The sequence below is a fragment of the Mesorhizobium sp. ESP-6-4 genome, from assembly GCF_020164735.1.
In the GTDB taxonomy this organism is placed as follows: domain Bacteria; phylum Pseudomonadota; class Alphaproteobacteria; order Rhizobiales; family Rhizobiaceae; genus Mesorhizobium.
In genome coordinates, this window is the sequence record NZ_JAIUGS010000002.1 from 601,015 (window position 1) to 623,656 (window position 22,642).

Annotated in this window: 22 protein-coding genes; 13 read left to right on the top strand and 9 right to left on the bottom strand. The window is 63.9% G+C overall.

Features of this window, described 5'->3' with window-relative positions; all coding sequences use genetic code 11:
* Positions 1–2: 2 nt before the first annotated feature.
* Both LB523_RS06680 and LB523_RS06685 read right to left on the bottom strand, forming a co-directional pair.
* Positions 3–1,109 carry a glycosyltransferase family 2 protein gene (locus LB523_RS06680; RefSeq protein ID WP_224601659.1) on the bottom strand — a complete coding sequence of 369 codons (1,107 nt, stop codon included), beginning with the start codon at positions 1,107–1,109 and terminating at the stop codon, positions 3–5.
* Complete coding sequence (locus tag LB523_RS06685; protein WP_224601808.1) at positions 1,109–3,148, bottom strand: glycosyltransferase; 2,040 nt, start codon at positions 3,146–3,148, stop codon at positions 1,109–1,111. The genes LB523_RS06680 and LB523_RS06685 overlap by 1 nt, the downstream gene beginning before the upstream one ends.
* Positions 3,149–3,211: 63 nt before the next feature.
* Here LB523_RS06685 and LB523_RS06690 point away from each other — a divergent pair, with 63 nt between their 5' ends.
* The 6 genes from LB523_RS06690 (at position 3,212) to lpxK (ending at position 8,876) form a co-directional block, all read left to right on the top strand.
* Positions 3,212–4,558 carry a TldD/PmbA family protein gene (locus LB523_RS06690; protein ID WP_095767823.1) on the top strand — a complete coding sequence of 449 codons (1,347 nt, stop codon included), beginning with the start codon at positions 3,212–3,214 and terminating at the stop codon, positions 4,556–4,558.
* Positions 4,545–5,354, top strand: coding sequence for a 3'(2'),5'-bisphosphate nucleotidase CysQ (locus LB523_RS06695; protein WP_224601662.1), 810 nt, complete (start codon positions 4,545–4,547; stop codon positions 5,352–5,354). The genes LB523_RS06690 and LB523_RS06695 overlap by 14 nt, the downstream gene beginning before the upstream one ends.
* 75 nt (positions 5,355–5,429) lie before the next feature.
* The gene (locus LB523_RS06700) at positions 5,430–5,675 is read left to right on the top strand and encodes a DUF4170 domain-containing protein (RefSeq protein WP_041002569.1); all 246 of its coding nucleotides are present in this window, start codon (positions 5,430–5,432) and stop codon (positions 5,673–5,675) included.
* Between the two features lie 5 nt (positions 5,676–5,680).
* On the top strand, positions 5,681–6,460 hold the full coding sequence (locus tag LB523_RS06705; RefSeq protein ID WP_095767821.1) for a lysophospholipid acyltransferase family protein: 780 nt from the start codon (positions 5,681–5,683) through the stop codon (positions 6,458–6,460).
* The gene (gene waaA, locus LB523_RS06710) at positions 6,457–7,773 is read left to right on the top strand and encodes a lipid IV(A) 3-deoxy-D-manno-octulosonic acid transferase (protein ID WP_095767820.1); all 1,317 of its coding nucleotides are present in this window, start codon (positions 6,457–6,459) and stop codon (positions 7,771–7,773) included. Before LB523_RS06705 ends, waaA begins: the two co-directional genes overlap by 4 nt.
* Positions 7,774–7,847: 74 nt before the next feature.
* The gene (gene lpxK / locus LB523_RS06715) at positions 7,848–8,876 is read left to right on the top strand and encodes a tetraacyldisaccharide 4'-kinase (protein WP_224601811.1); all 1,029 of its coding nucleotides are present in this window, start codon (positions 7,848–7,850) and stop codon (positions 8,874–8,876) included.
* A 79-nt stretch (positions 8,877–8,955) separates the two neighbouring features.
* Here the strand turns inward: lpxK and LB523_RS06720 are convergent, their stop codons facing one another.
* The 3 genes from LB523_RS06720 to LB523_RS06730 form a co-directional block, all read right to left on the bottom strand.
* Entirely contained in the window at positions 8,956–9,894 is a 939-nt protein-coding gene (locus LB523_RS06720) for a UDP-glucuronic acid decarboxylase family protein (RefSeq protein ID WP_411966439.1), read from the bottom strand.
* A gap of 188 nt (positions 9,895–10,082) precedes the next feature.
* The gene (locus LB523_RS06725; protein WP_224601664.1) at positions 10,083–10,811 is read right to left on the bottom strand and encodes a glycosyltransferase family 92 protein; all 729 of its coding nucleotides are present in this window, start codon (positions 10,809–10,811) and stop codon (positions 10,083–10,085) included.
* Positions 10,812–10,904: 93 nt separating this feature from the next.
* Entirely contained in the window at positions 10,905–11,138 is a 234-nt protein-coding gene (locus tag LB523_RS06730; RefSeq protein WP_040986608.1) for a DUF2093 domain-containing protein, read from the bottom strand.
* A gap of 115 nt (positions 11,139–11,253) precedes the next feature.
* On the opposite strand from LB523_RS06730, the gene LB523_RS06735 reads away from it, so the two are divergent.
* Positions 11,254–11,856 (top strand): hypothetical protein, encoded by a 603-nt coding sequence (locus LB523_RS06735; protein WP_224601666.1) that lies wholly within the window; start codon positions 11,254–11,256, stop codon positions 11,854–11,856.
* 7 nt (positions 11,857–11,863) lie between these two features.
* Here the strand turns inward: LB523_RS06735 and LB523_RS06740 are convergent, their stop codons facing one another.
* Positions 11,864–12,790: a LysR substrate-binding domain-containing protein gene (locus LB523_RS06740; RefSeq protein WP_224601668.1), complete on the bottom strand. Its 927-nt coding sequence runs from the start codon at positions 12,788–12,790 to the stop codon at positions 11,864–11,866.
* Positions 12,791–12,880: 90 nt separating this feature from the next.
* On the opposite strand from LB523_RS06740, the gene LB523_RS06745 reads away from it, so the two are divergent.
* Positions 12,881–13,774 carry a DMT family transporter gene (locus LB523_RS06745; protein ID WP_224601671.1) on the top strand — a complete coding sequence of 298 codons (894 nt, stop codon included), beginning with the start codon at positions 12,881–12,883 and terminating at the stop codon, positions 13,772–13,774.
* Positions 13,775–13,893: 119 nt separating this feature from the next.
* On the top strand, positions 13,894–14,652 hold the full coding sequence (locus LB523_RS06750; RefSeq protein WP_224601673.1) for a hypothetical protein: 759 nt from the start codon (positions 13,894–13,896) through the stop codon (positions 14,650–14,652).
* A 50-nt stretch (positions 14,653–14,702) separates the two neighbouring features.
* Here the strand turns inward: LB523_RS06750 and mutL are convergent, their stop codons facing one another.
* Both mutL and LB523_RS06760 read right to left on the bottom strand, forming a co-directional pair.
* On the bottom strand, positions 14,703–16,571 hold the full coding sequence (gene mutL / locus LB523_RS06755) for a DNA mismatch repair endonuclease MutL (RefSeq protein ID WP_224601675.1): 1,869 nt from the start codon (positions 16,569–16,571) through the stop codon (positions 14,703–14,705).
* A 45-nt stretch (positions 16,572–16,616) separates the two neighbouring features.
* A complete protein-coding gene (locus tag LB523_RS06760; RefSeq protein WP_140634096.1) occupies positions 16,617–17,519 on the bottom strand; it encodes a LysR substrate-binding domain-containing protein in 903 nt (300 codons plus the stop codon).
* A gap of 89 nt (positions 17,520–17,608) precedes the next feature.
* Between LB523_RS06760 and LB523_RS06765 the strand changes: the two genes are divergently transcribed.
* The 4 genes from LB523_RS06765 to LB523_RS06780 all read left to right on the top strand — a co-directional run bounded on the left by LB523_RS06765 (position 17,609) and on the right by LB523_RS06780 (position 22,025).
* Positions 17,609–19,159, top strand: coding sequence for a trimethylamine methyltransferase family protein (locus LB523_RS06765; protein ID WP_224601677.1), 1,551 nt, complete (start codon positions 17,609–17,611; stop codon positions 19,157–19,159).
* A 58-nt stretch (positions 19,160–19,217) separates the two neighbouring features.
* Positions 19,218–20,867, top strand: a complete 1,650-nt coding sequence (locus LB523_RS06770) for an ABC transporter substrate-binding protein (protein WP_224601679.1) — start codon at positions 19,218–19,220, stop codon at positions 20,865–20,867.
* Positions 20,868–20,959: 92 nt separating this feature from the next.
* Complete coding sequence (locus LB523_RS06775; RefSeq protein WP_224529108.1) at positions 20,960–21,433, top strand: DUF3828 domain-containing protein; 474 nt, start codon at positions 20,960–20,962, stop codon at positions 21,431–21,433.
* A 4-nt stretch (positions 21,434–21,437) separates the two neighbouring features.
* A complete protein-coding gene (locus tag LB523_RS06780; RefSeq protein ID WP_224601681.1) occupies positions 21,438–22,025 on the top strand; it encodes a hypothetical protein in 588 nt (195 codons plus the stop codon).
* A 68-nt stretch (positions 22,026–22,093) separates the two neighbouring features.
* Here the strand turns inward: LB523_RS06780 and queF are convergent, their stop codons facing one another.
* Entirely contained in the window at positions 22,094–22,555 is a 462-nt protein-coding gene (gene queF, locus LB523_RS06785; protein WP_224601683.1) for a preQ(1) synthase, read from the bottom strand.
* Positions 22,556–22,642 lie beyond the last annotated feature (87 nt).

A 22,642-nucleotide genomic window follows, 5' to 3' on the forward strand; every position in this document is an offset into this window, starting at 1 on the left:
TTTTAGCCGCCGTCGGCCCTCGAGTCAGGTCGGGATTTTCTCTGACCCTGCAAGGCCAGGAATTGCTTATAGCCTTTGCGCCCCATGCGAGCGCGTAACGCCTCGCGCGTCTCGGCCTCTCCGCATGCCGCCAGGATCTCGTCGAAGTGATCAGCCAAAATATCCTGAATTGCAGGGTCGTTGAAATATGCCTTCAACGAAATCCCGTCCGGCACGCTGGGAGCATCCATCAGGGTCCAGAAAGCATGTCCGTGTGTCGACACAAAATCCCGGGCATGTGAGGCCAGTTCGCGCACCATAGCACTTCGCCGCACGCGCGAACGCTGATGGGCGGCTTTGCTGAATGTCCTCAAGTTCGGCAAGGAGGGCTGCGCGCCATGCACGTTGCCTCCGTGAATTCGGTAGGCCGAAAGCGGAAGGTCTATGCAGGCCGAACCAGCCAAGGCATGCACGAACGGCATGAAATAATTGTCGGTCGCGGCATTGCCGACCACAGCCAGGGATGGCTTGCATCGGACGAGATAATGCCGCTTGTACACGTTCGCCGTACCAGGCGACCAGTGCCAGCCGGCTTCGTGAGGCTCTATCACCGTGGACTGTTGCCCGAGCAGCTCGCGCTCCCGTCGTCCCAGAATCATGTGATCTGAGTGTGAACGGTCGGGATCAAGGGGGCTGCCCACTCTGCGGTGCAGCAACCATGCGAAACCAGAAGACAGCGGCCGCCCGGCATGATCGGTTTCAAGAACGCCGCCCGACGTGGCGCCGATCGTCGGGCAATCGCAATGAAGCTGGGCGTGAAAGGCCGCGAAGTTCGCGAACAGGAAATCGTCGGCGTCAACGATACAGACCAATTCGCCCGCCAGGCGATCCAGAACGTGAAGGAACGCGCCCATCTGGTGCAGGTTGTCATCCAGATATTCGAACGCCAGCCTGGGGTCGGTATTCTCGAACCGAGCGATGATATCGCGGCTGTCGTCGGTCGAGGCGTTGTCGAGGACAATGCATTCGAGCTCGGCGTAATCCTGCGACAGAACGCTCGATATCGCCTGGCCGACATACTGGCCGTAATTGTGGTTGATGATGACGAAGCTGATCTTCGGCGCGGTCATTATCGCTTCCGTCCGATCCTCAGAGAGATGCGGACATCGCGCAACAGCGACTTCGAGAGGACGCGCATTGGAATTCGGCCTCCGAAACCGGCTCTGAGGATGGATCTTGCCTGGGCTCCGGAAAACCGGGCCAGCACCTCTCTGCCGAACCTCCTGGCACCGAAAACAGACCTCAATTGCGGCGCGTTGCGCTTGAATATCTCGACCGCGATCTCGTCGCTGAAATAGTCGCGCAACCTGTCGGGGTTTTCTCGCGTGACCCGGTCCACGACCGGCCAGAACTCGCCTCCTAAAAGCCAGTCAAACCTTTCGCTTCCTTCGATCAGATACTTGACGCTTTCATATGTGAATTTCCGCAATTTGGCCGCGTATTCCCTGGTCCCGGTGCGAATGCCCTCCACGCTTTCGCCGGTGGCGAAATAATTGCTTGAATGCAGGCGATAGCCGGACAAGGGCATGTCGATCAACGCGCTGCCGGCAACCGCATGGCATATTGTATTGAAATAGCCGTCGGCCGACGTCATCCAGGGTTTGCTGCCATCGTCCAACCGCAGCAGATGCAGGACCGAGGTGCGGAACATGTTGGCGCTGCCCGGCGCCCAGAACCAGCCGACGTGCGCACGCGGTATGGTCGCCGTGCTGGCGTCGAGAAGCCGGTATTGCGACGGGGAGACGGTCGGCAGCCGCAGCACGGTCCGCTCACCTCGCAGGCCCCGCTGCGCGCCCGGTCTGTTCAGCCGGAGTTGCTGGTACGAGGCCGTCAGGGCTGTGCCTGTCGAGTCCATCTCTGCGACGTTGGCCGAAGTGAAGCCGACGCTGCGTGGCAATGCCATATGCACCTGGATGTGCGTTGAAGCGTAGTTGTCGAACAGCACGTCGTCCGCGTCCACGAAGGTGACGAATCCGCCGTTCACCTTGTCCAGAGCCCACAGCGCGGCGCCGAGCTGGCCGTGGTTCTGCGCCAGCGTCTCGACCCGGAAACGTGGATCGCCTTCGACATGCCGGGCAATCACCTGCGCGCTGTCATCGGTCGAGCCGTTGTTGATGACGATGCACTCGAAATGCGGATAGTCCTGTCTGCGTATGGAATCGATCGTCGCGCCGACATAGCTGCCGTAATTCCAGTTGATGACGACGAAGCTGACCAGCGGCGGCGACAGCGCGCCGCCGGCGAGCTCGTCAATGTCGCGGCCGGCGATCGTGAATGACTTGGCCGCGACGATCTCGCTCTTGCGAATGACGATCTGCTGGCCCCGGTGCAACAGCTCGTATTCCCCGGCGACCTGGCTCAGGAAGGCTTCTATCCCTGCCTGCGGACGCCTGGCCGTCGGCAGATCCGGCCTCCACCGGTAATCGTCCAGGATCATGACACCGTCATTGTCGAGCAAGTCCCAGGCCAGTCGGGCATCGCTGTAAACGGAGGTGGCGGAATGGTCGCCATCGACATAGACCACGTCATACAGCCGTCCTTCGCCGGCAAGGCCTGGCAGGATCGTCAACGAATGGCCTTTGCGTTTCTCGACCCGGCCGGCGAAGGGCTTGAGGTTGCGGTCGAAGCGTCGTTCGACCTCGGCCATATCAGATTCATGCTTCGAGCCAGGCTCGAGATGCTCTTCGCTGCCCTGGAAGCTATCCACGCAGGTAATGCGGGATTTTGGCAGGAATTGCAGGAAAAACAGCGCGGAACGCCCCTCGAACGAGCCGATTTCGAGCACAGCCGTCGCCGTGCCGGCCTTGTCGCCGAGAAGCTCCTCCCAAAGCTTCAGGTGATGGGAGGTCCAGTCATGGGTAAACTCTCCGTCGACAAAATAATCCATCCTTCCCCCATTAGCCCGGCGCTGAAGCGCGCGCGGCAAAGCCCATTTCGTCAGAACGAGACACTGTTCCAGCGATCGGAACCCCTTCCGGGTCGCTTTGGACGGTTTGGCCGCGGTATCCTGATTGTCCTGAGCCCATTGCACAAGCGGCAATGGAACAATAGATGGTGCGTGAGCATCCAGCAGATGGTGCGTGAGCATCCGCAGACGGTGTGTGAGCATCAATGGATGGGCGCGGGCGTGATCCCGACCTGACAGACCGCGTGAACAGACAGGAACAACCGCATGACCGATAAGCTCGACGCAGCGAAATTGACCGATCGCGTCGCGGCGCTCGTCGAGGCCGCCAGGCGCGCCGGCGCCGATGCGGCCGACGCGGTGGCGGTGCGCGGCCGTTCGGCCGGCGTGTCGGTTCGGCTGGGCAAGGTCGAAGGCACCGAATCATCGGAGAGCGAGGACGTGTCGCTGCGCGTCTTCGTCGGCCAGCGTGTGGCGAGCGTCTCGGCCACCGCCGCCGCATCCGACCCGAAGGCGCTCGCCGAGCGTGCCGTGGCGATGGCCAGGGTTTCGCCCGAAGACCCGTTCCAGGGCCTCGCCGACCCCGCGCTGCTTGCCCGCAATTTGCGCGATCTCGACCTCTTTGACCCGACAGAGGTATCGGCAGACGAGCTGAAGGAAGCTGCACTTGCCGCCGAAGCGGCCGCGTTGGCCGTCAAGGGCGTCACCAATTCCTCGGGCAGCAGCGCCGGTGCCGGCCTGGGTGGTATGGTTCTCGCCACCTCGCATGGCTTTGTCGGTCAGTATGTCGCCTCGCGCTTCTCGCGCTCGACCAGCGTCATTGCGGGTGAGGGAACCGCGATGGAACGCGACTACGAATTCTCGTCGCGCCAGCATTTCGCCGACCTCGACACGCCGGAAGAGATCGGCCGCAAGGCGGGCGAACGTACCGTTCGCCGCCTCGGCGCCCGCAAGGCGAAGACCGGCCCGGTCGACGTAGTGTTCGATCCGCGCGTCGCGCGCGGCATTGCCGGCCATCTCGCCGGCGCCATCAACGGCGCCGCGGTCGCCCGCAAGACCAGCTTCCTGCGCGACATGATGGGTAAGCAGGTGGCGTCGGCCGCGATCACCGTCACCGACGAGCCTTTGCGGCGGCGCGGCCAGGCCTCGCGCCCCTTCGATGGCGAGGGCATCGAGGGCGAGAAGCTGCTGATGGTCGAGAAGGGCATCTTGAATCACTGGTTCCTGTCCACCTCGGCCGCGCGCGAGCTCGGCCTTGTCACCAACGGGCGCGGCTCGCGCAGCGGCTCGTCGGTTTCGCCGTCCTCGACCAACCTTGCCATCGAGCCCGGCGAGCGCTCGCCGGAAGATCTGATCGCGTCGTTGAAGAGCGGCTTCTATGTCACCGAGGTATTCGGCCAGGGCGTCGACATGGTGACCGGCGAATACAGCCGCGGCGCTTCCGGCTACTGGATCGAGAACGGCGCATTGGCCTATCCGGTCGCCGAGGTGACGATCGCCTCGAACCTGAAGGCCATGTTCCTCAACATGGTTCCGGCGAACGATCTCGACCGCAATTTCGGCACCGCGGCGCCGACGCTCCTGATCGAAGGGATGACCCTTGCCGGCGCTTGACCAATTGACCGCGAGCGAGGCCCGCGACGACCTCGCTTTGCTGCGCGATGCCGCCCGCGAGGCCGGCGCCATCGCCATGGGCTATTTCGGCAAGAACCCGCAGGTCTGGATGAAGGGCGGCACCTCGCCGGTGAGCGAGGCCGATCACGCCGCCGATACCTACCTGCGCGAGACCTTGCTACGGCTGCGTCCGGATTATGGCTGGCTGTCAGAGGAGACCGCCGATGACCATGCCAGGCTGTCGGCCCGCCGCACCTTCGTGGTCGACCCGATCGACGGCACGCGCGGCTTTCTCGACGGCCTGCATTCCTGGTGCGTTAGCGTCGCCGTGGTCGAGAACGGGCGCTCGCTCGCCGGCGTGCTCGAATGCCCGGCCAAACGCGAGACCTATTGGGCGCTGCCGGGCGAGGGCGCCTATCTCAACGACAAGCGTATCTATGTGCGCCCGCTGGGCGAAAGCGTTGATATCGGCGGACCCAAGCCGCTGGTCGACTTGATGCCGCCGGCATGGCAGGACAGGCTGCGGCGGACGGCCTACATCCCTTCGCTTGCCTATCGGCTGGCGATGATCGCCGCCGGAAAGCTCGATGCGACCTTCGTCAAGCCGAGCGCGCATGACTGGGACATCGCCGCCGCAGACCTCATCCTTGCCGAGGCGGGCGGAGCATTGCTCGACCGCACCGGCAAGCCGCCGCGCTATGCCGGCGAGGTGATCAACCATGGTGCGCTCGCCGCAGGCAGCGGCGAGCTGCTCGGCGTGCTCGCCAGGGTGATCGCGGGGATTGACCAAGGGTGAGTCGGCCCGCAGTTCCAAAATCGGCTGCTTTGGGCTAAACGTTTCACAAAATTCATGAATCTGCGAAGGATCGGCATGGCCGTGGAAGACGGAAAGAAGCAGCTTTTGCACCTGGTGTTCGGTGGCGAGCTGAAAAAGCTGGGTGGAACCGAGTTTCGCGACCTGGACGCGCTCGACATTGTCGGCATCTATCCCGACTATCAATCGGCGCACGCCGCCTGGAAGGCGAAGGCGCAGGCAAGTGTCGACAATGCTCATATGCGCTATTTCGTTGTTCATCTGCACCGCTTGCTCGATCCAGAATCGAAGGTCGGCGGTTGACGTCGATGGAGCATGAAGCGGTGAAAGGGGCGACCCGGCCGCGCGCCGCCAGACGCGGCGGAACGCGCACGCTGTGGCGGCGCATCCGCGAGCCTTTGGCGCAGTCGAGTTTCGTCAAGAACTTCATCGCCAGCCTGTTCGCCTGGTTCTTGCGGTTGATTCGCGTCACCAGCCCGCTCGTCGAAGGCTCGACCCGGGTAGCCGGCGGCGCTTATGCGCATCTTGAGCCGGGCATCATCGCGCTCTGGCACGGCCAGCACCTTTTGACCCCTGCCTATTACCCCGAGGGCCGGCCGCTGGTCGCCATGGTTTCGCGCAGCGCCGACGCCGAGCTCCAGGCGCTGATGATCGAGAAATTCGGCATCGAGGCAGTGCGCGGCTCCGGCGGCCGCGACAATTCGAGGCATTTGGACAAGGGCGGCGCCAAGGCCTTGATCGCGCTGAGGAAGGCGCTTGCCACCGGCAAGAATGTCGCCATGATCGCCGATATTCCGAATGGCACGCCGCGCGACGCTGGGCTTGGCATCGTTCTCCTGGCAAGGCTTTCCGGCCGGCCGATCCTGCCATCGGCCATCGCCACCAGCCGCCGCAAGGTGCTGGAGAAGAGCTGGGACAAGACCACCATCAACCTGCCGTTCGGCCGCTCCGCGGTCATCGTGGGCCAGCCTGTTTTCGTGCCCGCCGATGCCGATGACGCCGAGATGGAGCGCAAGCGCCAGGAGGTCACGGCCTCCCTCAACGCCGCGACGGCTGAGGCTTATCGCCTCGTGGACGGCGGCAAATGAGCGAGCGCTGGGCGCGTGCGGCCCTGACTGCCTATCGCTATGCGGGGGCGGCCGCCTATCCGCTGATTGGCCCCTATGTCGCCTGGCGCGCCTCGCGCGGCAAGGAGGATCGTGTCCGCCGCCGAGAACGCTATGGCATCGCCGGCCGTCCCCGTCCGGAAGGACCGGTGATCTGGATCCATGCCGCAAGCGTGGGCGAGACGATCGCGGTGGTGCCGCTGGTCGAGAGCATCCTCGACTATGGCGTCAACATCGTTTTGACCACGGGCACCGTGACCTCGGCCAAGGTCGCCGAAGAGCGCCTCGGCAGCCGCATCATCCACCAATATGTGCCGCTCGATCTGAAGCCCGCGGTAAGCCGTTTTCTTGATCACTGGCGGCCGGAACTGGCGATTATCGCCGAATCGGAAATCTGGCCGATGACCATCCTGGAACTTGGCGCCCGCAACGTGCCGCAGGTTCTGGTCAACGGCCGGCTGTCGGACCGCTCCTTCATGTCCTGGAAGAAGCGCGCCGGCGTTGCCGAGGCGCTGTTCGAGAATCTTGCCCACGTCATCGCCCAGTCGGATGTCGACGGCGAGCGGTTCCGCGCGCTGGGCGCCCGGCCGGTCACCGTTTCCGGCAACCTCAAGGTGGATACCAATCCGCCGCCGGTCGACGAGCGGGCCTTAGCCACCCTGCAGCGCCAGATCGGCGGCCGTCCGACCTGGGCTGCGATCTCGACTCATGATGGCGAGGAGGTCGTGGCCGCGGAGGTCCACGCAAGCCTGCACAGGCGCCATCACGGGCTCTTGACCATCGTCGTGCCGCGTCACCCCGATCGCGCCGATGCGCTGGCCGCGCAGATTTCCGGCATGGGCCTGTCCGTGGCAAGGCGCGGCAAGGGCGACCGCATCTCCCATGATACCGACATCCTGCTCGGCGATACGATCGGCGAGATGGGCCTTTATCTGAGGCTGACCGAGATCGCTTTTGTCGGCCGCTCGCTGACTTCGCAAGGCGGCCAGAACCCGCTCGAGCCGGCGATGCTCGAAACCGCCGTGCTGGCCGGGCGTAACGTGCAGAATTTCCGCGAGGCCTATCAGCGCCTGCTCGACAGCGGCGGCGCCAAGCTGGTGCGCGACCGTGACATGCTGGCCGGCGCCGTCAATTTCCTTTTGACCAACGAAGTGGCGCGCCACGAGATGATGGCGGCGGGTGCCGCCACCGTCGACGAAATGCGCGGCGCGCTTGCCCGCACGCTGAAATCGCTGGAGCCCTATATCCAGCCTCTGGTCGTCAAGGCGCGCCTGAAAGGCGCAAACGGGCGCTAGATCATGACCCCAGAAATCGGATCCGATTTTTGGAAAAGTCCATGCGCGAAGCCGAGACGCATGGGGCAGGCGCGATGACCAGCGAAGCGCCACCCTTCTGGTGGGAAAAGCCGGACTGGCGCGTGCTTGCGCTGTCGCCCGCATCGGCGATCTACGGGCTGGTCGCCGGCCGCCGCATGCGCCACGCGCCGCGCGAGAAGGTCGCAGCGCCGGTCCTGTGCGTCGGCAATCTTACCGTCGGCGGCAGCGGTAAGACACCGGTCGCCATCGCTTTGGCCAAGCAGGCCAAGCGCATGCAGCTCACGCCAGGCTTCCTGTCACGCGGCCATGGCGGCTCGTTCGCCAGGCCTCATGTCGTCGATGCGCATCACGACGCCGCCAAGCATGTCGGTGACGAGCCGCTGCTCCTGGCCGAACATGCGCCCGTCGCGGTGACGGCGAACCGCGCCGCCGGTGCGAAGCTGCTCATCGAAGAACGTGGCTGCGATTTCCTGATCATGGATGACGGGTTCCAGTCGGCGCGCGTCCATATCGACTATGCGCTGGTCGTGGTCGACGCCCGCTTCGGCATCGGCAACGGCCGCGTCATCCCGGGCGGGCCGCTCCGCGCCAAGGTCGTCGACCAGCTGGTCTTCACCAGCGGCTTGCTGAAGATGGGCGAGGGGACCGCCGCCGACGGCGTCGTGCGCCAGGCGGCGCGCGCCGGCCGGCCGATCTTCCTGGCGCATGTCGAGCCGGCCGATCCGTCGCGCTTCGCCGGCGGCCGCTTCCTGGCCTTTGCCGGCATTGGCCATCCGGAGAAATTCTTCGACACGGTGCGCGGCGCGGGCGGCGAAGTGGCTCAGTCGCGCGCTTTTCCGGATCATCATTTCTACGCCCAGGACGAGCTTGCCGACCTCCTGGCGCTCGCCCGGCATGAGGGGCTGCGCCTCGTCACCACGGCAAAGGACGCCGCGCGGCTGCGCCATGGCGAGACGCCTGCCGGTTTCCTCGCCCAGCTGGACGTGCTCGACATCGAGGCCGTGTTCGAGCTCGATCATGTGCCCGAACGCATCGTCGACGAGACGCTCGACGCCTGGCGCCTGCGCAAGATGCGGGGCTAATGCATGTCGCGCAAAAGTGTGCAGCGGTTTTGCGATAACGACATGCATGAAGACAAAGACTTAAAGGGGCGCGCCACCGTCAATTGCCGTTGATGAGGCGGCGGAAGTAGCGAACCGTTTCGGCGAGCCCATCCTCGAGAGCGACGCGAGGAGACCAATCCAGCGTCGACCGCGCCAGACCTATATCGGGTTGGCGCTGGCGGGGATCGTCCTGCGGCAGGGGCTTGAACTCGATTTTGGACTTGCCGCCGACAAGGCTCAATACAAGCTCGGCCAGTTCCAGGATCGTGACTTCCGTCGGGTTGCCGACGTTGAGGGGGCCCACGAAATCGTCGGGCGTAGCCATCATCCGAACCATCGCATCGACCAGATCGTCGACATAGCAGAAGCTGCGGGTGTGGCTACCGTCGCCGTAGATGGTTATGGGATCGTTCTGCAAGGCCTGGACGATGAAGTTGCTGACCACCCGTCCGTCCGACGGGTGCATGCGAGGCCCGTATGTATTGAATATGCGCACCACCTTGATGGGTAATTTCGACTGACGCCGGTAGTCGAAGAACAGCGCCTCGGCGCATCTCTTGCCTTCGTCGTAGCAACTGCGCGGCCCGATCGGATTGACGTGGCCCCAATAGGCCTCGGTCTGGGGATGGACTTGCGGATCCCCGTAGACCTCGGATGTCGATGCCTGAAGGATCCTGGCCCCGGAAGCGCGTGCAAGATCGAGCATGTTGATCGCCCCATAGACGCAGGTCCTGGTCGTCTCGATCGGAATGCGCTGATAGTGAACAGGCGAGGCCGGGCAGGCGAGGTTGAAGATTTCATCCGTTTCGACTTTGAGAGGCACGGTAACGTCGTGCCTCAGAAACTCGAAATGTGGATTGCCCAGAAGATGACCGATATTTTCCGCCGAGCCGGTGGAAAAATTATCGGCACATAGTACCTGCCGGTCTTGTGCCAGCAGCAGGTCGCATAGATGCGAGCCGATAAAGCCGGCCCCACCCGTGACAAGAACCTTCACAATTATCCCCCGTACCCATAGCCCTTTGCTGTCTATAGCCCCAGAAAGGCGAAAGTGTCAGCACTGAAACGACGGAGTGGGGCCATCGATGGGAAGGGAAGAAGTGGCTACGGCTATCCTGCGCGCCGCATCGCCTGCAGGATCGCCTCGTCGCGCTCGACATTGAGCTTGCTTTCGAAGTCGAAATGCTAATCCCTGTCGCGCAGCGCGGAAGTCGAGGCGTCGCCGCGCCGGATTTTCTGGTCGAGGTCGGCGAGTGATCGCGACCAATAGTGATTGATCCTCAGGATATCGAACTGGGGAGGCATGCCGGGCGCGATGGTCCGTCGACGGGTGTCCATCCCTTCACCGGACAGGAATTTCGACTGATGGACGCCCACCCTGTAGACCATGCGCGGGTTGAGGATTGTCTTGACCGTCGTGATGTCCGGCCCGGCTCGCATCGTATAGGCCTCGACCACCGGCCGTTCTGGTCGCTCCGCTTGGCCGGAGGAGCCATAGAAAGCTTGCCAGACGCAAACGCCTGGCAGGTCGCGATAGTCCCTCAGAACCGAGGGTACGTCACGTCCGTCGGGCGCGAAAAGAAACTCATCGATGTCGAAGAATCCGATCCACAACGCTTCGCGCCAGCGCCTGCGGATGCAGTCCCTATAAGCCGACAGCTGCCCCACCGGCCGCGGCCAGTCGACCAGCGTAACCAGGCCCTCCTGAATGAACGGATTCAACACGGCTTTGAAGTCGTCGGTCGAGAAGTTGTTGTAGAGATAGAAATGCTCGAATCCCACATTCTGATGGAACCTGATCCATTCGGCCAGGAACGGCGCTTCCTCGCGGAAGATGGCGCAGGCCGTCAGCTTGAATCGGGGCGCCCTCGACACCGCCCGATCGCGCCATCTCGCGCGCATGACAAGCGGCATGCGAAGAAGTGTCTTGAGAGATTTCCTGAAGTTTTTCAATGTAGTACCCTGAGCGGTCGAGCTTGGCTGCCAAAGCGCCATGGGCTCGCAAGCCTATCCGCGCTTGCGCAATTCCGGGTGCATCTCGATCTCGCGGGCAAGCGATACCGCGGCGTTCACATAGGGCTCCTGCCGGGCGACGCTCCAATATTTGAGCTCGTCGAGCGGAATGTTCTCGCCCGTCACCGCACAGCGCACGAAGGAGCCGGGACTGGTGACTTGGAAGTCGCCGTCGAGATAACGGATCCGGGCTTCCCTGCCGCCCGGGCCTTCGAAACGGTTCATCATGAAAGGACGCTGCAGTTCATCGGGTTTCAATCGCCATAAATCGCAAGCAACGTCAAGCTTGACGCAATGCTCATCCGGTATGGCTGCAGCGACAAATGGTTCCCGGAGCTCCGACATGGACATCACTCCGCCCCGCTTGAACACGCTGATCAATGAGGCGCTCACCCCGCATGCGGTGCCTTCGCCGAAGGCCGATCCGGCGACGGCGGCTTTGATCAAGACGCTGGTCCAGCCGCCGGCGCCATCAATGGTGCAGGCGGCGCAGTTCGCCGCGCAGGCGCTGCAGAGCGCACAGCCGCGCCCTGCGGCTCAGGCATCGCCACGCCTGTCGTCCTCCGAGGCCGAGGACGCTTACCGGGCCGTCATGGAGCCCGATGCTGCCTTGGATGACGCGCCGGCAAGACCTTCGACGGGCAGGGCGGCGACGGACACCGATCAGGCACCGCGCGGCTTCGCCTCACCGCAGGCAGCGGTCGCCGACAATGCGCCCAGAGCCCCGGTTGCGCCTGCATTGTCCACATTTTCGCCGGCCATCGCTTCCGCCGCGATGCTGGTCGCGGCCAACGCCAACGCACCGCAGCCTCGCGGCGCCGCGGTTCGTCCGGCTGGTCACGCGCCGCGATCCGATTCTGTTGCGGTATCGCTCTGGACGATTTCGGTCGTCACGGCAATCGTCTCGGCCGTGACCGCCACCATCATGGTTCTGTTGCTTCGATAGGCCCGCTCTAGACGTCGTCCTGAAGGAAAGCCTCGAGCTTTCCCGGAGCAAGCCCTGCCTGTTCGGCGATGCGCCTGGCAAGGTCCGCCGCTGCCGCGCGCGGCCGGCCGACCGGGCGGTCCATCCAGTAAGACACCGGATTGAGCGCGACGCGCTCGTCGACGGCAACGATGCGGCCGGATTGGAGTTGGTCCGCCGTCAGCGGTGGCCGCGCCAGCGCTATGCCCAACCCATGCGCGGCCGCATCGAGCACCAGATTATAGTCCTCGAAACGCCGGTCCTGCGGACGCGGGCGATAGTCCATGTCCTGCGCCGCGAGCCAGGCGCGCCAGGCGGATGCGTCGGAATCGTTGATCAGCGGGAATTTCAGCAACCGTGCAGGATCGCCTCGTCCGATCTCCTTCGCCAGCTCCGGCGAGGCGATCGGGAAAATATGCTCCTCGAACAGCTGCACCGAGACGCGACCCGGAATGCGGCCGCGCCCGCAGCGCACCGAAAGATCGATGCCTTCGTCGGCGAGATCGGCCTGGCGGTTGTCGACGTCAAGCACGATGCGCAGCTTGGTCGGATGGTTCTCCAGCGCGGCCATGCGCGGCATCAGCCACAGCCCGCTCACCGACGGGATCGAGGCCAGCCGCACCACGGCCGTGCCGCGCGGCTCGACCCAGCGGTCGGAGTTGAACGAGATCAGCGCGAAGGCTTCGGCTGTCCTCAAATGCAGCCGGTTGCCCTCGATCGTCAGCGTCACGCCACGCGCGTTGCGCTCGAACACTTTCAAGCCAAGCCAGTCCTCCAGCTTGGCGATCTGACGGCTCACCGCGCCATGAGTGAGGTTGAGCTTTTCAGCCGCCGCGGAAAAACTTCCCATGCGCGCCGCCGCATCGAAGGCGCGCAGGGTTTCAAGCGGCAGTATCTGGTCAGAGCTGTGATCCATGCTCACAGCTGACTCTCGAATTGGTCGTTTGTCAATTGGCCGGCAATGGCGTTCTCTGCATCCATGACGCAGAAAGACGAGGCTACGGCAATGAGCGCTTACACCGGCACGTTGAATGAGACACGGCGCATGGACACCACCGCCGCAATCGCGGTGACGCTGACGGTCATCGGCTGGGCCTCGGCTTTCCCGGCGATCCGCGCCGGCCTTGCCGCCTTCCAGCCGTTGGAGCTCGGCGCGCTGCGCTTTGCCATCGCCGCGGTTCCGGCCGCCATCTTCCTCGCGGTGAAGCGCCCGGCACTGCCCCGGGTGGACGAGCTGTGGCGCTTCGGCTTCGGCGGCGCCATCTTCGTCGCGCTCTACACCGCCATGCTCAATTTCGGCGAGCTGACCGTCTCGGCGGGTGCGGCTGGCTTCATCATCAATGTCAGCCCGATCTTCACCGCTATCATGGCGATGGCGCTGCTCGGCGAGCGCTTCTCGGGGCTTGCCTGGCTGGGCACCGTCATTTCCTTCGCCGGCATCGGCATCATCGCGCTGGCCGACGGGCACGGCCTTCATTTCAACGCCGGCGCGCTGCTGGTGCTGGGCTCCGCGCTTTGTTCCGCCGTCAACACCATCGTCCAGAAGCCGCTCTTTGCCCGTCATCATCCTCTGACGATATCCGCTTCCAACATGGTGCTCGGCGCGCTCTGCCTGTCGCCCTTCCTGCCCGAGGCTTTTTCGCAGGCGGCGGTCGCCGACACCGCCGGTCTCGGCGCCGTCATCTATCTCGGCATCGTTCCCTCGTTGATCGCTTATGCCGCCTGGGCGACCGCGCTGTCCCGCCTGCCTGCCGCGCGCGCCTCGAACTTCCTCTATCTCGTCTCGCCGACCTCCGCTCTGATCGGCTTCTTCTGGCTGGGCGAAGTGCCGTCGCTGCTCGGCATCCTGGGCGGCGCGCTGGCGCTGGGTGGCGTGATCGTGGTCAATTTGAAGCGTTAGTTCAAAAGTTTACGGCCGTTTCCGGACTCGAACTGAAAAGTTGAATGCGGCTACCTTCGGCCCCTGTGACGCAGGCGCAAGGCACGCTATCCTGATCCGCCTTGATGGAGGGGATCGGGATGGGAAGAGGCTTCATTGCCACGGTTTTCTGCCTGCTGATGCTGAGCGGGAAAGCCTTCGCGGGCTGGTACCAGGTGGAAAACTACGAAGGCTCCATCGGACCGAATCCGGTTCACGTCTCCCTGCAGCGCTATGCCAGCTTCGGCAGCGGCATCAGTGTAAAGGGAAGCTATTTCTACGACGCCAAGCAAAGCCCAATCGCGATCTACGGCAAGGCGGAGGGCTCAAAGCTCACGCTGTGCGAGATCGCGGACGACCAGGAATTTCAACGCGTCCTCGTCATGGGGTCGAAAACACCCGTCGACACCACCGGATGTCCTTTCTCTATCGAGATCAGTGAAAGCGGCGCGGCGGGAAGCTGGAGCAAAGGCGTGGACAAATTTCCCGTTACGCTCAGGAAGGTCGCGAGTCTTGACAATACAGGCGACCTGAAGATCGACGGGACCGTCGAAATTCCCTTTTGGGCTGAGACGACCCGCGACAGATTTGCGGGGATTTACACGAAGTCCGACGCCGGCATCTGCATGACGAAAATGCTGGTGATCAACAAGAAGAAAAAGACGGCCGTTCAGGAGATCGGCTTCGACGATGAGGACTGCAACGCCGGTATGTCGACGACGCCCATTTATATGAACGTGCAAAAATGGGTGGAGGCAGGCAAGGACATCATTTCGGTGGAATTTGGAGGCGGCAAATTCGCAGGCGCGAACGACTATGTTCTCAACCCGAAGACAGGAAAATACCACCTCAAGAAATGATACTCAGCGTATGGCGCCGACCCTTGCTGTTGCAACGAGCCAGGGGACGCTCACCGCCGCCCGAACAGCCTTTCGATATCGGCGAGCTTGAGCTCGATATAGGTCGGGCGGCCGTGGTTGCAGGTGCCGGATCCGGGCGTCGCCTCCATCTGGCGCAGCAGCGCGTTCATCTCCTCGGCCTTGAGCAGGCGCCCTGACCGCACCGAGCCGTGGCAGGCCATGGTCGCGGCTATTCTGTCCAGCCGCTCCTTCAGCGTCTCGACCGTGTCGTTGTCGGCGATCTCGTCGGCAAGGTCGCGCACCAGCTGCTGCACATTGGTTTCGCCCAGCATCGACGGCGTCTCGCGCACCGCCACCGCACCGGGACCGAAGCGCTCGAGGCCTAGGCCAAATTTGGCGAGCGTCTCGGAATGCATCGCCAGCCGCTCGGCATCCTCTTCCGGCAGGTCGACGATCTCGGGCAGGAGCAGCATTTGCGACGGCACGGCGCGAGAATGCAGCGCATTCTTGAGCGCCTCGTAGACCAGCCGCTCATGCGCGGCATGCTGGTCGACGATGACGAGCGAATCCCTGGTTTGGGCGACGATGTAGTTCTCATGCACCTGCGCGCGCGCCACGCCCAGCACCATGCCGAGCAGCGCTTCGGTCGGCTCGGCCATGCCGGCGCGGACATCGGCACTGGCGAGCGGCCCGGTGTCGAAGGCCGCCTGCTCGTTCTCGGCGAAGCCGTTTCGTGGCGCCCGTGCTTCGCCCATGTCGAGCGGCCGCTGCGCCGAGCGCAACGGGTCGAAGCCTCCGGAGGCGGAAGCGTGATAAGTGGCCTCGTAGCTGCGATGGCCGTTGGCCGGGCCGGCATGCGAGTAGGGCGCCGCGCCTGGCCGGAATGCCGCCATCATGCCGGCGGCGCCCGTTGTCGCCGCGCGGATGCCGGCGCCGGCCAGCGCCTCGCGGATGGCGCCGACGATCAGCCCGCGCACCAGGCCGGGATCCCGGAAGCGCACATCGGCCTTGGCGGGATGGACATTGACGTCGACGATCGAGGGATCGAGCGACAGGAAGAGCACCGTCACCGCATGCCGGTCTCGCGGCAGCACGTCGGCGAAGGCGCCGCGGATCGCGCCGGCGATCAGCTTGTCGCGAACCGGCCGTCCATTGACATAGGCATATTGCTGCAGCGCATTGGCACGCGTGTAGGACGGGATCGAGACGTGGCCGGCAAGGTGAACTCCCTCCCGCGCGGCATCGATGGCAATGGCATTGTCCGGGAAATCCTTGCCCATCACTTGCGCGACGCGGGCAAGCCGGCCCTCCGGCGTGTCGCTGGTTGCGGGCAGTTCCAGCGTCGAGCGGTCGGCGCCGGCCAGCGTGAAGCGGACAGCGGGAAAGGCGATGGCGATGCGCTTCACCACGTCGCTGGTGGCCGAGCTTTCGGCGCGCTCGCCCTTCATGAATTTCAGCCTGGCCGGTGTGGCGAAGAAAAGGTCGCGCACCTCGACCGTGGTGCCCCGGTTTGCCGCCGCCGGCTTCACCGCCGAGACGCGCCCGCCGTCGATGCCGATCTCGGCCGCGCTGTCGCCGCCAGCCGTGCGCGAGCGGATCGACAGCCGCGCCACCGAGCCGATCGAAGGCAGCGCCTCGCCGCGGAAGCCGAGCGAACGGATGTCGTGGATGCTGTCGGACAGCTTGGAGGTGCAGTGGCGCGCGACCGCAAGCGCCAATTCCTGTTCGGGAATGCCCGAGCCGTCATCGGTGACGCGGATGAGATTGAGCCCGCCGCCGGCGGTGACGATCTCCACGCGCGAGGCTCCTGCGTCGAGCGCATTCTCGACCAACTCCTTCACCACGCTCGCCGGACGCTCGATGACCTCGCCGGCGGCGATCTGGTTGATCATCGTTTCGGAAAGCTGGCGGATGGGCATGAGGCGATTATAGGCGGATTCGGACGGCGTGGGGGAGGGGTCAGTTCACGCCTGCGCCACCAGCCAGTCCCTGACCCTGCGCGCATTCTCGCTGAGGTCGCGGTTCTTCGGCCAGATGACGTGGAAGCCGATGCCGGTCCGCATCACATGATCGGTCACCGGCACCAGCAGCCCTGATGCGACCAGCCGCTCGACCAGATGCCGCCAGCCGAGCGAGATGCCTTGTCCCTCCATCACCGCCTGGATCACCAGCGCATAATCGTTGATGCGCAACCCGCGCTCCGCATTGCGCAGGCTGGTTCCGGCCGACGCGAACCATTCGTCCCAGTTCGGCGCCTCGCGATAGGGTTCCTCGAGATGGATCAGCCGGTGCGTTGCCAGTTCCTCGACCGTCTTCGGCTTGCCGAATTTGGCGAGGTAGCTCGGGCCGGCGACCGGGAAGATCTCCTCGTCGGAGAGCGACAGCGAGTGGTAGTCCGGCCAGTCGCGCGGCACCCCGCCGCGCACGCCGAGCGGAATCCCTTCGGCGATGATGTCGAGGTCGCGGTCGGCGGTCTGGATGCGCAAGTCGATACCCGGCAGTTCGTCGCGGAACTGCTGCAGGCGCGGCATCATCCAGAACGAGCCGAAAGCCGTCGAGGCGGCCAAAGTCACATGCCCGCCGGTTGCCTGCAGGCGCAGGTCCTCTGCCGACTTGCGGATATGCGACAGGCCGAGCGAGACGTCGGCATGGAAGCGCTCGCCGGCTTCCGTCAGAAGCACCTGGCGATGGCGCCGCTGGAAGAGCTTGGCGCCGAGCTGCTCCTCCAGCCCGCGCACGGCATAGGAAACGGCGGCCTGCGTCATGCCGAGCTCGCGTCCGGCGGCGGTGAAGCTCGACAGCCGCCCGGCGGCTTCGAAGACGATGAGGCTGCCGGCCGAGGGCAGGAGGTGGCGCAGGCTTCGCATAAGGTGAACTTATACAGAAGATCAGGATTTTCCAGCGTCACAGCCATATTTTGCCTCGCTAACGTGAGTGGCGGGAAGAAGGAGCCTCCATGAACGCACCGGCCGTTGAATTGATCGAACAGACCCACCGCCGCGGCGGCGGCCGTCTTGGCCGCAAGGCGCTGAGAAGCGCGCCGATCGCGTCCTTCCCGACCCTTGTGCGCAAGATCCCCGCCTATGAGATCGTGCCCGACGAGGCGGTGGAGCTGATCCACGAGGAATCGCTCAAGATCCTTGAGGAGGTGGGCTGCGAATTCCGCGACGACGGGGCGATAGAGCTCTGGAAAGCGGCCGGCGCCGATGTCAGGCAAACGCGCGTCCGCATCGACCGCGCGCTCCTGATGGAACTCGTCTCGAAAGTTCCGCCTGAGTTCACGCTCAACGCGCGCAATCCGGAGCGCACGGTGCGTGTCGGCGGCAAGAACTCGATCTTCGTGCCGATGTATGGCGCTCCCTATATCCGCGACCTCGACAACAAGCGCCGTTACGGCACGCTCGCCGACCTCAACAATTTCCACAAGATGGCCTATATGGCGCCGGCGCTGCATTCCTCGAGCTCGGTCATCTGCGAGCCGATGGAAATCGCCGTGCCGAAGCGGCATCTCCACATCATCCATTCGGCGCTGAAACATTCCGACAAGCCGTTCATGGGCATCGTCACGTCCAAGGAGCGCGCCGAGGACACGATGGCGATGGCTGGCATCGTCTTCGGCGAGGACTTCGTGCGCGACAACCCGGTGCTGGTGGCGATCACCAACTGCAATTCGCCGCTGGTCTGGGACGCCACCATGATCGACGCCATGCGGGTCTATGCGAGCCATAACCAGCCGCTGATCCTGGCGCCTTTCGCGCTATGCGGCGCCTCGACCTCGGCCTCCGCCGTCGGCGCGGTGGCGCAGGTCAATGCCGAGGCACTCGCCGGCGTGGCTTTGACCCAGCTCATCCGGCCCGGCTCGCCGCAGCTTTACGGCCAGTTCATGGTTACTGTCGACATGAAGACCGGCGCGCCGATGGGCGGCACGCCGGAAGCGGCGCAGATGATGTATCTGATGGGCGCCTTGGCCAGGAAATACAAGCTGCCCTGGCGCACCTCCGGCTTCCATGTCGGCTCCAAGCTCAATGACGCCCAGGCCGGCTATGAGGCCAACATGCTGATGCATGCCGCGATCCTTTCCGGCGCCAATTACATCTGGCATTCCGCCGGTTGGCTGGAGGCGGGACTCACCTGCGGCTATTCGAAATTCGCCACCGACTGCGAGCAGCTCGTCGGCTGGTACAAATATGCCGGCGGCGTTCCCTTCGACGATTTCAAGGAAGCGATGGCGGCAATCCGCGAGGTCGGTCCGCAAGGGCATTTCCTCGGCACGCAGCACACGCTCGAGCATTTCGAGAGCGCCTTCTTCATGCCCAACATCATGGACTTCAATTCCTTCGAGCAGTGGAGCGCCGAAGGCGCCAAGGATCATGACACGCGCGGCCGAGAAAAGGCGCGCGCCATGCTCGCCGACTACCAGGAGCCGAAGCTCGACGAAGGCATCGCCGAAGGTCTCAGGGATTTGATCGCCCGGCGTGAGGAAAAGCTGCCGGACAGCGTTAGTTAATAGACGAAAGTTCAAGCAAAAGGGCAAAAGACCCGCTCAAACCAATGGGAGAAAGAGAATGACACTGTTCAGAAGCAATGGCGACCGGGTTCCGGCCGCTATCGAAGCGATGGCCGAGGAGGCGCGGGCAGGGCGTGTCGACCGGCGCGAATTCCTGGCTCTGGCAAGCGCCTTCGGTGCATCGACGGCTTTCGCCTATGGCATGCTCGGCCTTGCCGCGCCGACCAAGGCCCTTGCCGATGAGCCCAAGAAGGGCGGTACGCTGCATGTCGCGATGTCGGTCAAGGCGCAGAAGGATCCGCGCACCTATGACTGGACGGAGATGGCAAACGTCACCCGCACGTGGCTGGAACCGCTGGTGCGCTACACGCACCAGTTCACTTTCGAGCCGGTGCTGCTCGAAAGCTGGGACGTCAATGACGACGCCACCGAATACACGCTGCACCTGCGCAAGGGCGTGACCTGGAACAATGGCGATGCCTTCAACGCCGATGATGTGGTTTTCAATCTGAACCGCTGGTGCGAGAAGGGGGCGTCCGGCAATTCCATGGCGGCTCGTGTCGGCGCGCTGATCGATGCCAAGACTGGCAAGGCCAAGGACGGCGCGATCACCAAGGTCGATGACCACACGGTCAAGCTGAAGCTCAACGAAGCCGACATCGCCATCATCCCCGGCCTCACCGACTATCCGGCCCTGGTCGTGCACCGCGACTTCGACAAGGACGGCGCCGACCCGATCAAGAAGCCGATCGGCACCGGAGCTTTCGAGCTGGTGTCCTATTCGGTTGGTCAGAAGGCGGTCGTAAAGCGCCGCGAGAACGGCAAGTGGTGGGGCGGCGAAGCGCCGCTCGACGGGGTCGAGTTCATCGACTACGGCACCGACTTCAACGCTACGCTGAATGCTTTCGATTCCGGCGAGATCGACCTCGACTTCGAAACGCCGGCCGACTACATCGACCCGCTAGACAAGATGGATCTGGTGAAGTCGGAGGTCGCGACGGCGACCACGCTCGTTGCCCGCACCAACATCACGCATAAGCCCTATGACGACAAGCGGGTGCGCAACGCGCTGCAGATGGCGGTCGACAACAACCAGGTGATGCAGCTCGGCTATAATGGCCGCGGCACGGTCGGCGAGAACCACCATGTCAGCCCGATCCATCCTGAATACTACCCGCTACCCAAGAAGGAGCGCGACGCCGCCGGCGCCAAGAAGCTGATGGCGGAGGCAGGTCAGGCCGATTTCGAGCATGAGCTGATCACGGTCGAGGACGAATGGCAGAAGAACACCGGCGATGCGATTGCCGGCCAGCTGCGCGACGCCGGCATCAAGGTGAAGCGCACGGTGCTGCCCGGCTCGACCTTCTGGAACGACTGGACGAAATATCCTTATTCCATGACCATCTGGTACATGCGCCCGCTCGGCGTGCAGGTGCTGGCGCTCGGCTACCGCACCGGCGAGGCCTGGAACGAGACGGCCTATTCCAACCCGGAGTTCGACGCCAAGCTCAAGGATGCGCTGTCGCAGATCGACGTCGCCAAGCGCAAGGAGGTGATGAAGGATGTCGAGGCGATCCTGCAGGATTCCGGCGTCATCATCCAGCCCTTCTGGCAGAAGCTCTACTGCCACATGAACAAGAAGGTGAAGAACTATTCGATGCACCAGACCTACGAAATGGACTTCCAGAACGTCTGGCTGGATGCCTGAGCGCGACTGGACTTCATGAGCCGCAAAAAAGCCGGTATGCAGGATGCGTGGCAGCGAGCTTGCCGCCACGCACCGAACCTCGGAGATCCTGCATGAAGCCGACAATGCTTGCCGCTGCCATGTCGATAGCCTTGCCCGGCGCCGCGCTTGCCGGGCCGGCTTCCAACACCGTGAAGTTCTTCTACGTGCCGGAGGTGAAGTTCGAGGCGGACGCCAAATACCGCGACCGCTTCACCGAGCCGGTGACCAAGCTGTTCGAAGCCAACGACAAGGCGCAGAAGGAGAAGCCCGACGAGGTATCCTGCATCGACTTCGACCCCGGCCTCGACGCCCAGGATTTCGACCAGAAGACCCTGTCGAAGACGCTGAAGCTCACCGAAGCCGTCAACGGCGACACCGCCGAGGTGACGGCAAGCTTCAATCTTTTCCCGGAAGGCGATGACTCCAAACGCGAAATGGTGTGGTCGCTGAAGAAAGTGGACGGCAAGTGGAAGATCGCCGATATCACCTCCAAGACCAGCGACTGGAAGCTCAGCGCGCTGGAATGCGGCGCCTCGACGGAGTGACGCCGTGCTTCGCTGGTCCGTCCTCGTGTTGTCGAGCTTGTCGATGCTGGCCGCGGGGCTGAGCGGCGGAGCCTCGGCGCAGGCGCTCTTCGGCTCGCCGCCCCCGAACGCGTCTTCAGGCGACAAAGCGCCCGAGACCGACAAGTCGCCGCCTGCCGCGGCGCCGGAAACCAAACCAGCCGAACCGGCGCCCGTCGCACCTGTCCTGCCCGGATCGCCGACCGCGGTGGTGAAGCCGTTCTACGAACATGTCGGGTTGGAACTCGACCCTTCTCAGCGCAAGAATTTCATCGATCCGGCGAAAACCGTGCTCGACAAGAGCGACGCGCTGCGCGCTTCGGGGCAGGGCGAATGCCTCGACCCCAACATGGCGCTCGACAATTCCGACTACGACAAGCTCGCCATCGACCGGAGTCTGCGCACCGTCGAAGCGGTCAGTGGCGACGAGGCCAAGGTGGTCGTCGCCTTCGTCGTCGAGGGCCACCAGCACCGGCTGGAATGGAAGCTGAAGAAGGTCGGCGGCGCCTGGAAGGTCTCCGACCTTCTGTCGGTCACCGGCGAGTGGGCGCTCAGCCAGTATCAGTGCGAATGATAATGGTGATTGAAGATCAGGGCTGGCGTTCCTTCGCGCGCTGTCCCGCCAGCCTTTCGCAACAAATCTCAACCGCGCCCGCGATAGGGCGCAACGCCGGTATCCGGCAGCCAGGCGTCTTTGGGTGGCGCGCCGGTCTGCCAGAAGACGTCGATCGGAATGCCGCCGCGCGGGAACCAATAGCCGCCCACGCGCAACCAGAGCGGCTTGGTGGCCTCCACGATGCGGCGGCCGATCATCACGGTGCACTCCTCATGGAAGGCGCCGTGGTTGCGGAACGAGGTCATGAACAATTTCAGCGACTTCGATTCCACCAGCGTCTTGTCGGGCGCGTAGTCGATGACGATGTGGGCGAAATCCGGCTGGCCGGTGACTGGGCACAGCGAGGTGAATTCGGGGCAGGTGAAGCGCACGATCGCCGGCGGGCCGTCGCCGCGATTGAAAGGCACGGTCTCCAGGACCGCCTGTTCGGGGTTCTGTGGCGTCTCGACGTGCTTGCCGAGCTGGGTGAGGTTTTTGGCGTCGGTCATGGGCGGGCTCCTTGCTCCCGGCCGTTAGAAGCGCAGTTCAATGCGGCGGGCGCGAAACGAAGGTTGAAAGAAGCGTTGCAGTCCTCT

What these genes read in the sequence shown, in the direction of transcription:
- LB523_RS06685 (WP_224601808.1), bottom strand. Translation starts at nt 3,148, where the DNA reads ATGCTCACACACCGTCTGCGGATGCTCACGCACCATCTGCTGGATGCT.
- LB523_RS06735 (WP_224601666.1), top strand. Translation starts at nt 11,254, where the DNA reads ATGGACATCACTCCGCCCCGCTTGAACACGCTGATCAATGAGGCGCTC.
- LB523_RS06705 (WP_095767821.1), top strand. Translation starts at nt 5,681, where the DNA reads ATGGAGCATGAAGCGGTGAAAGGGGCGACCCGGCCGCGCGCCGCCAGA.
- LB523_RS06765 (WP_224601677.1), top strand. Translation starts at nt 17,609, where the DNA reads ATGAACGCACCGGCCGTTGAATTGATCGAACAGACCCACCGCCGCGGC.
- waaA (WP_095767820.1), top strand. Translation starts at nt 6,457, where the DNA reads ATGAGCGAGCGCTGGGCGCGTGCGGCCCTGACTGCCTATCGCTATGCG.
- lpxK (WP_224601811.1), top strand. Translation starts at nt 7,848, where the DNA reads ATGACCAGCGAAGCGCCACCCTTCTGGTGGGAAAAGCCGGACTGGCGC.
- queF (WP_224601683.1), bottom strand. Translation starts at nt 22,555, where the DNA reads ATGACCGACGCCAAAAACCTCACCCAGCTCGGCAAGCACGTCGAGACG.
- LB523_RS06740 (WP_224601668.1), bottom strand. Translation starts at nt 12,790, where the DNA reads ATGGATCACAGCTCTGACCAGATACTGCCGCTTGAAACCCTGCGCGCC.
- LB523_RS06730 (WP_040986608.1), bottom strand. Translation starts at nt 11,138, where the DNA reads ATGATGAACCGTTTCGAAGGCCCGGGCGGCAGGGAAGCCCGGATCCGT.
- LB523_RS06770 (WP_224601679.1), top strand. Translation starts at nt 19,218, where the DNA reads ATGACACTGTTCAGAAGCAATGGCGACCGGGTTCCGGCCGCTATCGAA.
- LB523_RS06775 (WP_224529108.1), top strand. Translation starts at nt 20,960, where the DNA reads ATGAAGCCGACAATGCTTGCCGCTGCCATGTCGATAGCCTTGCCCGGC.
- LB523_RS06725 (WP_224601664.1), bottom strand. Translation starts at nt 10,811, where the DNA reads ATGCCGCTTGTCATGCGCGCGAGATGGCGCGATCGGGCGGTGTCGAGG.
- LB523_RS06760 (WP_140634096.1), bottom strand. Translation starts at nt 17,519, where the DNA reads ATGCGAAGCCTGCGCCACCTCCTGCCCTCGGCCGGCAGCCTCATCGTC.
- LB523_RS06680 (WP_224601659.1), bottom strand. Translation starts at nt 1,109, where the DNA reads ATGACCGCGCCGAAGATCAGCTTCGTCATCATCAACCACAATTACGGC.
- LB523_RS06690 (WP_095767823.1), top strand. Translation starts at nt 3,212, where the DNA reads ATGACCGATAAGCTCGACGCAGCGAAATTGACCGATCGCGTCGCGGCG.
- LB523_RS06750 (WP_224601673.1), top strand. Translation starts at nt 13,894, where the DNA reads ATGGGAAGAGGCTTCATTGCCACGGTTTTCTGCCTGCTGATGCTGAGC.
- mutL (WP_224601675.1), bottom strand. Translation starts at nt 16,571, where the DNA reads ATGCCCATCCGCCAGCTTTCCGAAACGATGATCAACCAGATCGCCGCC.
- LB523_RS06700 (WP_041002569.1), top strand. Translation starts at nt 5,430, where the DNA reads ATGGCCGTGGAAGACGGAAAGAAGCAGCTTTTGCACCTGGTGTTCGGT.
- LB523_RS06745 (WP_224601671.1), top strand. Translation starts at nt 12,881, where the DNA reads ATGAGCGCTTACACCGGCACGTTGAATGAGACACGGCGCATGGACACC.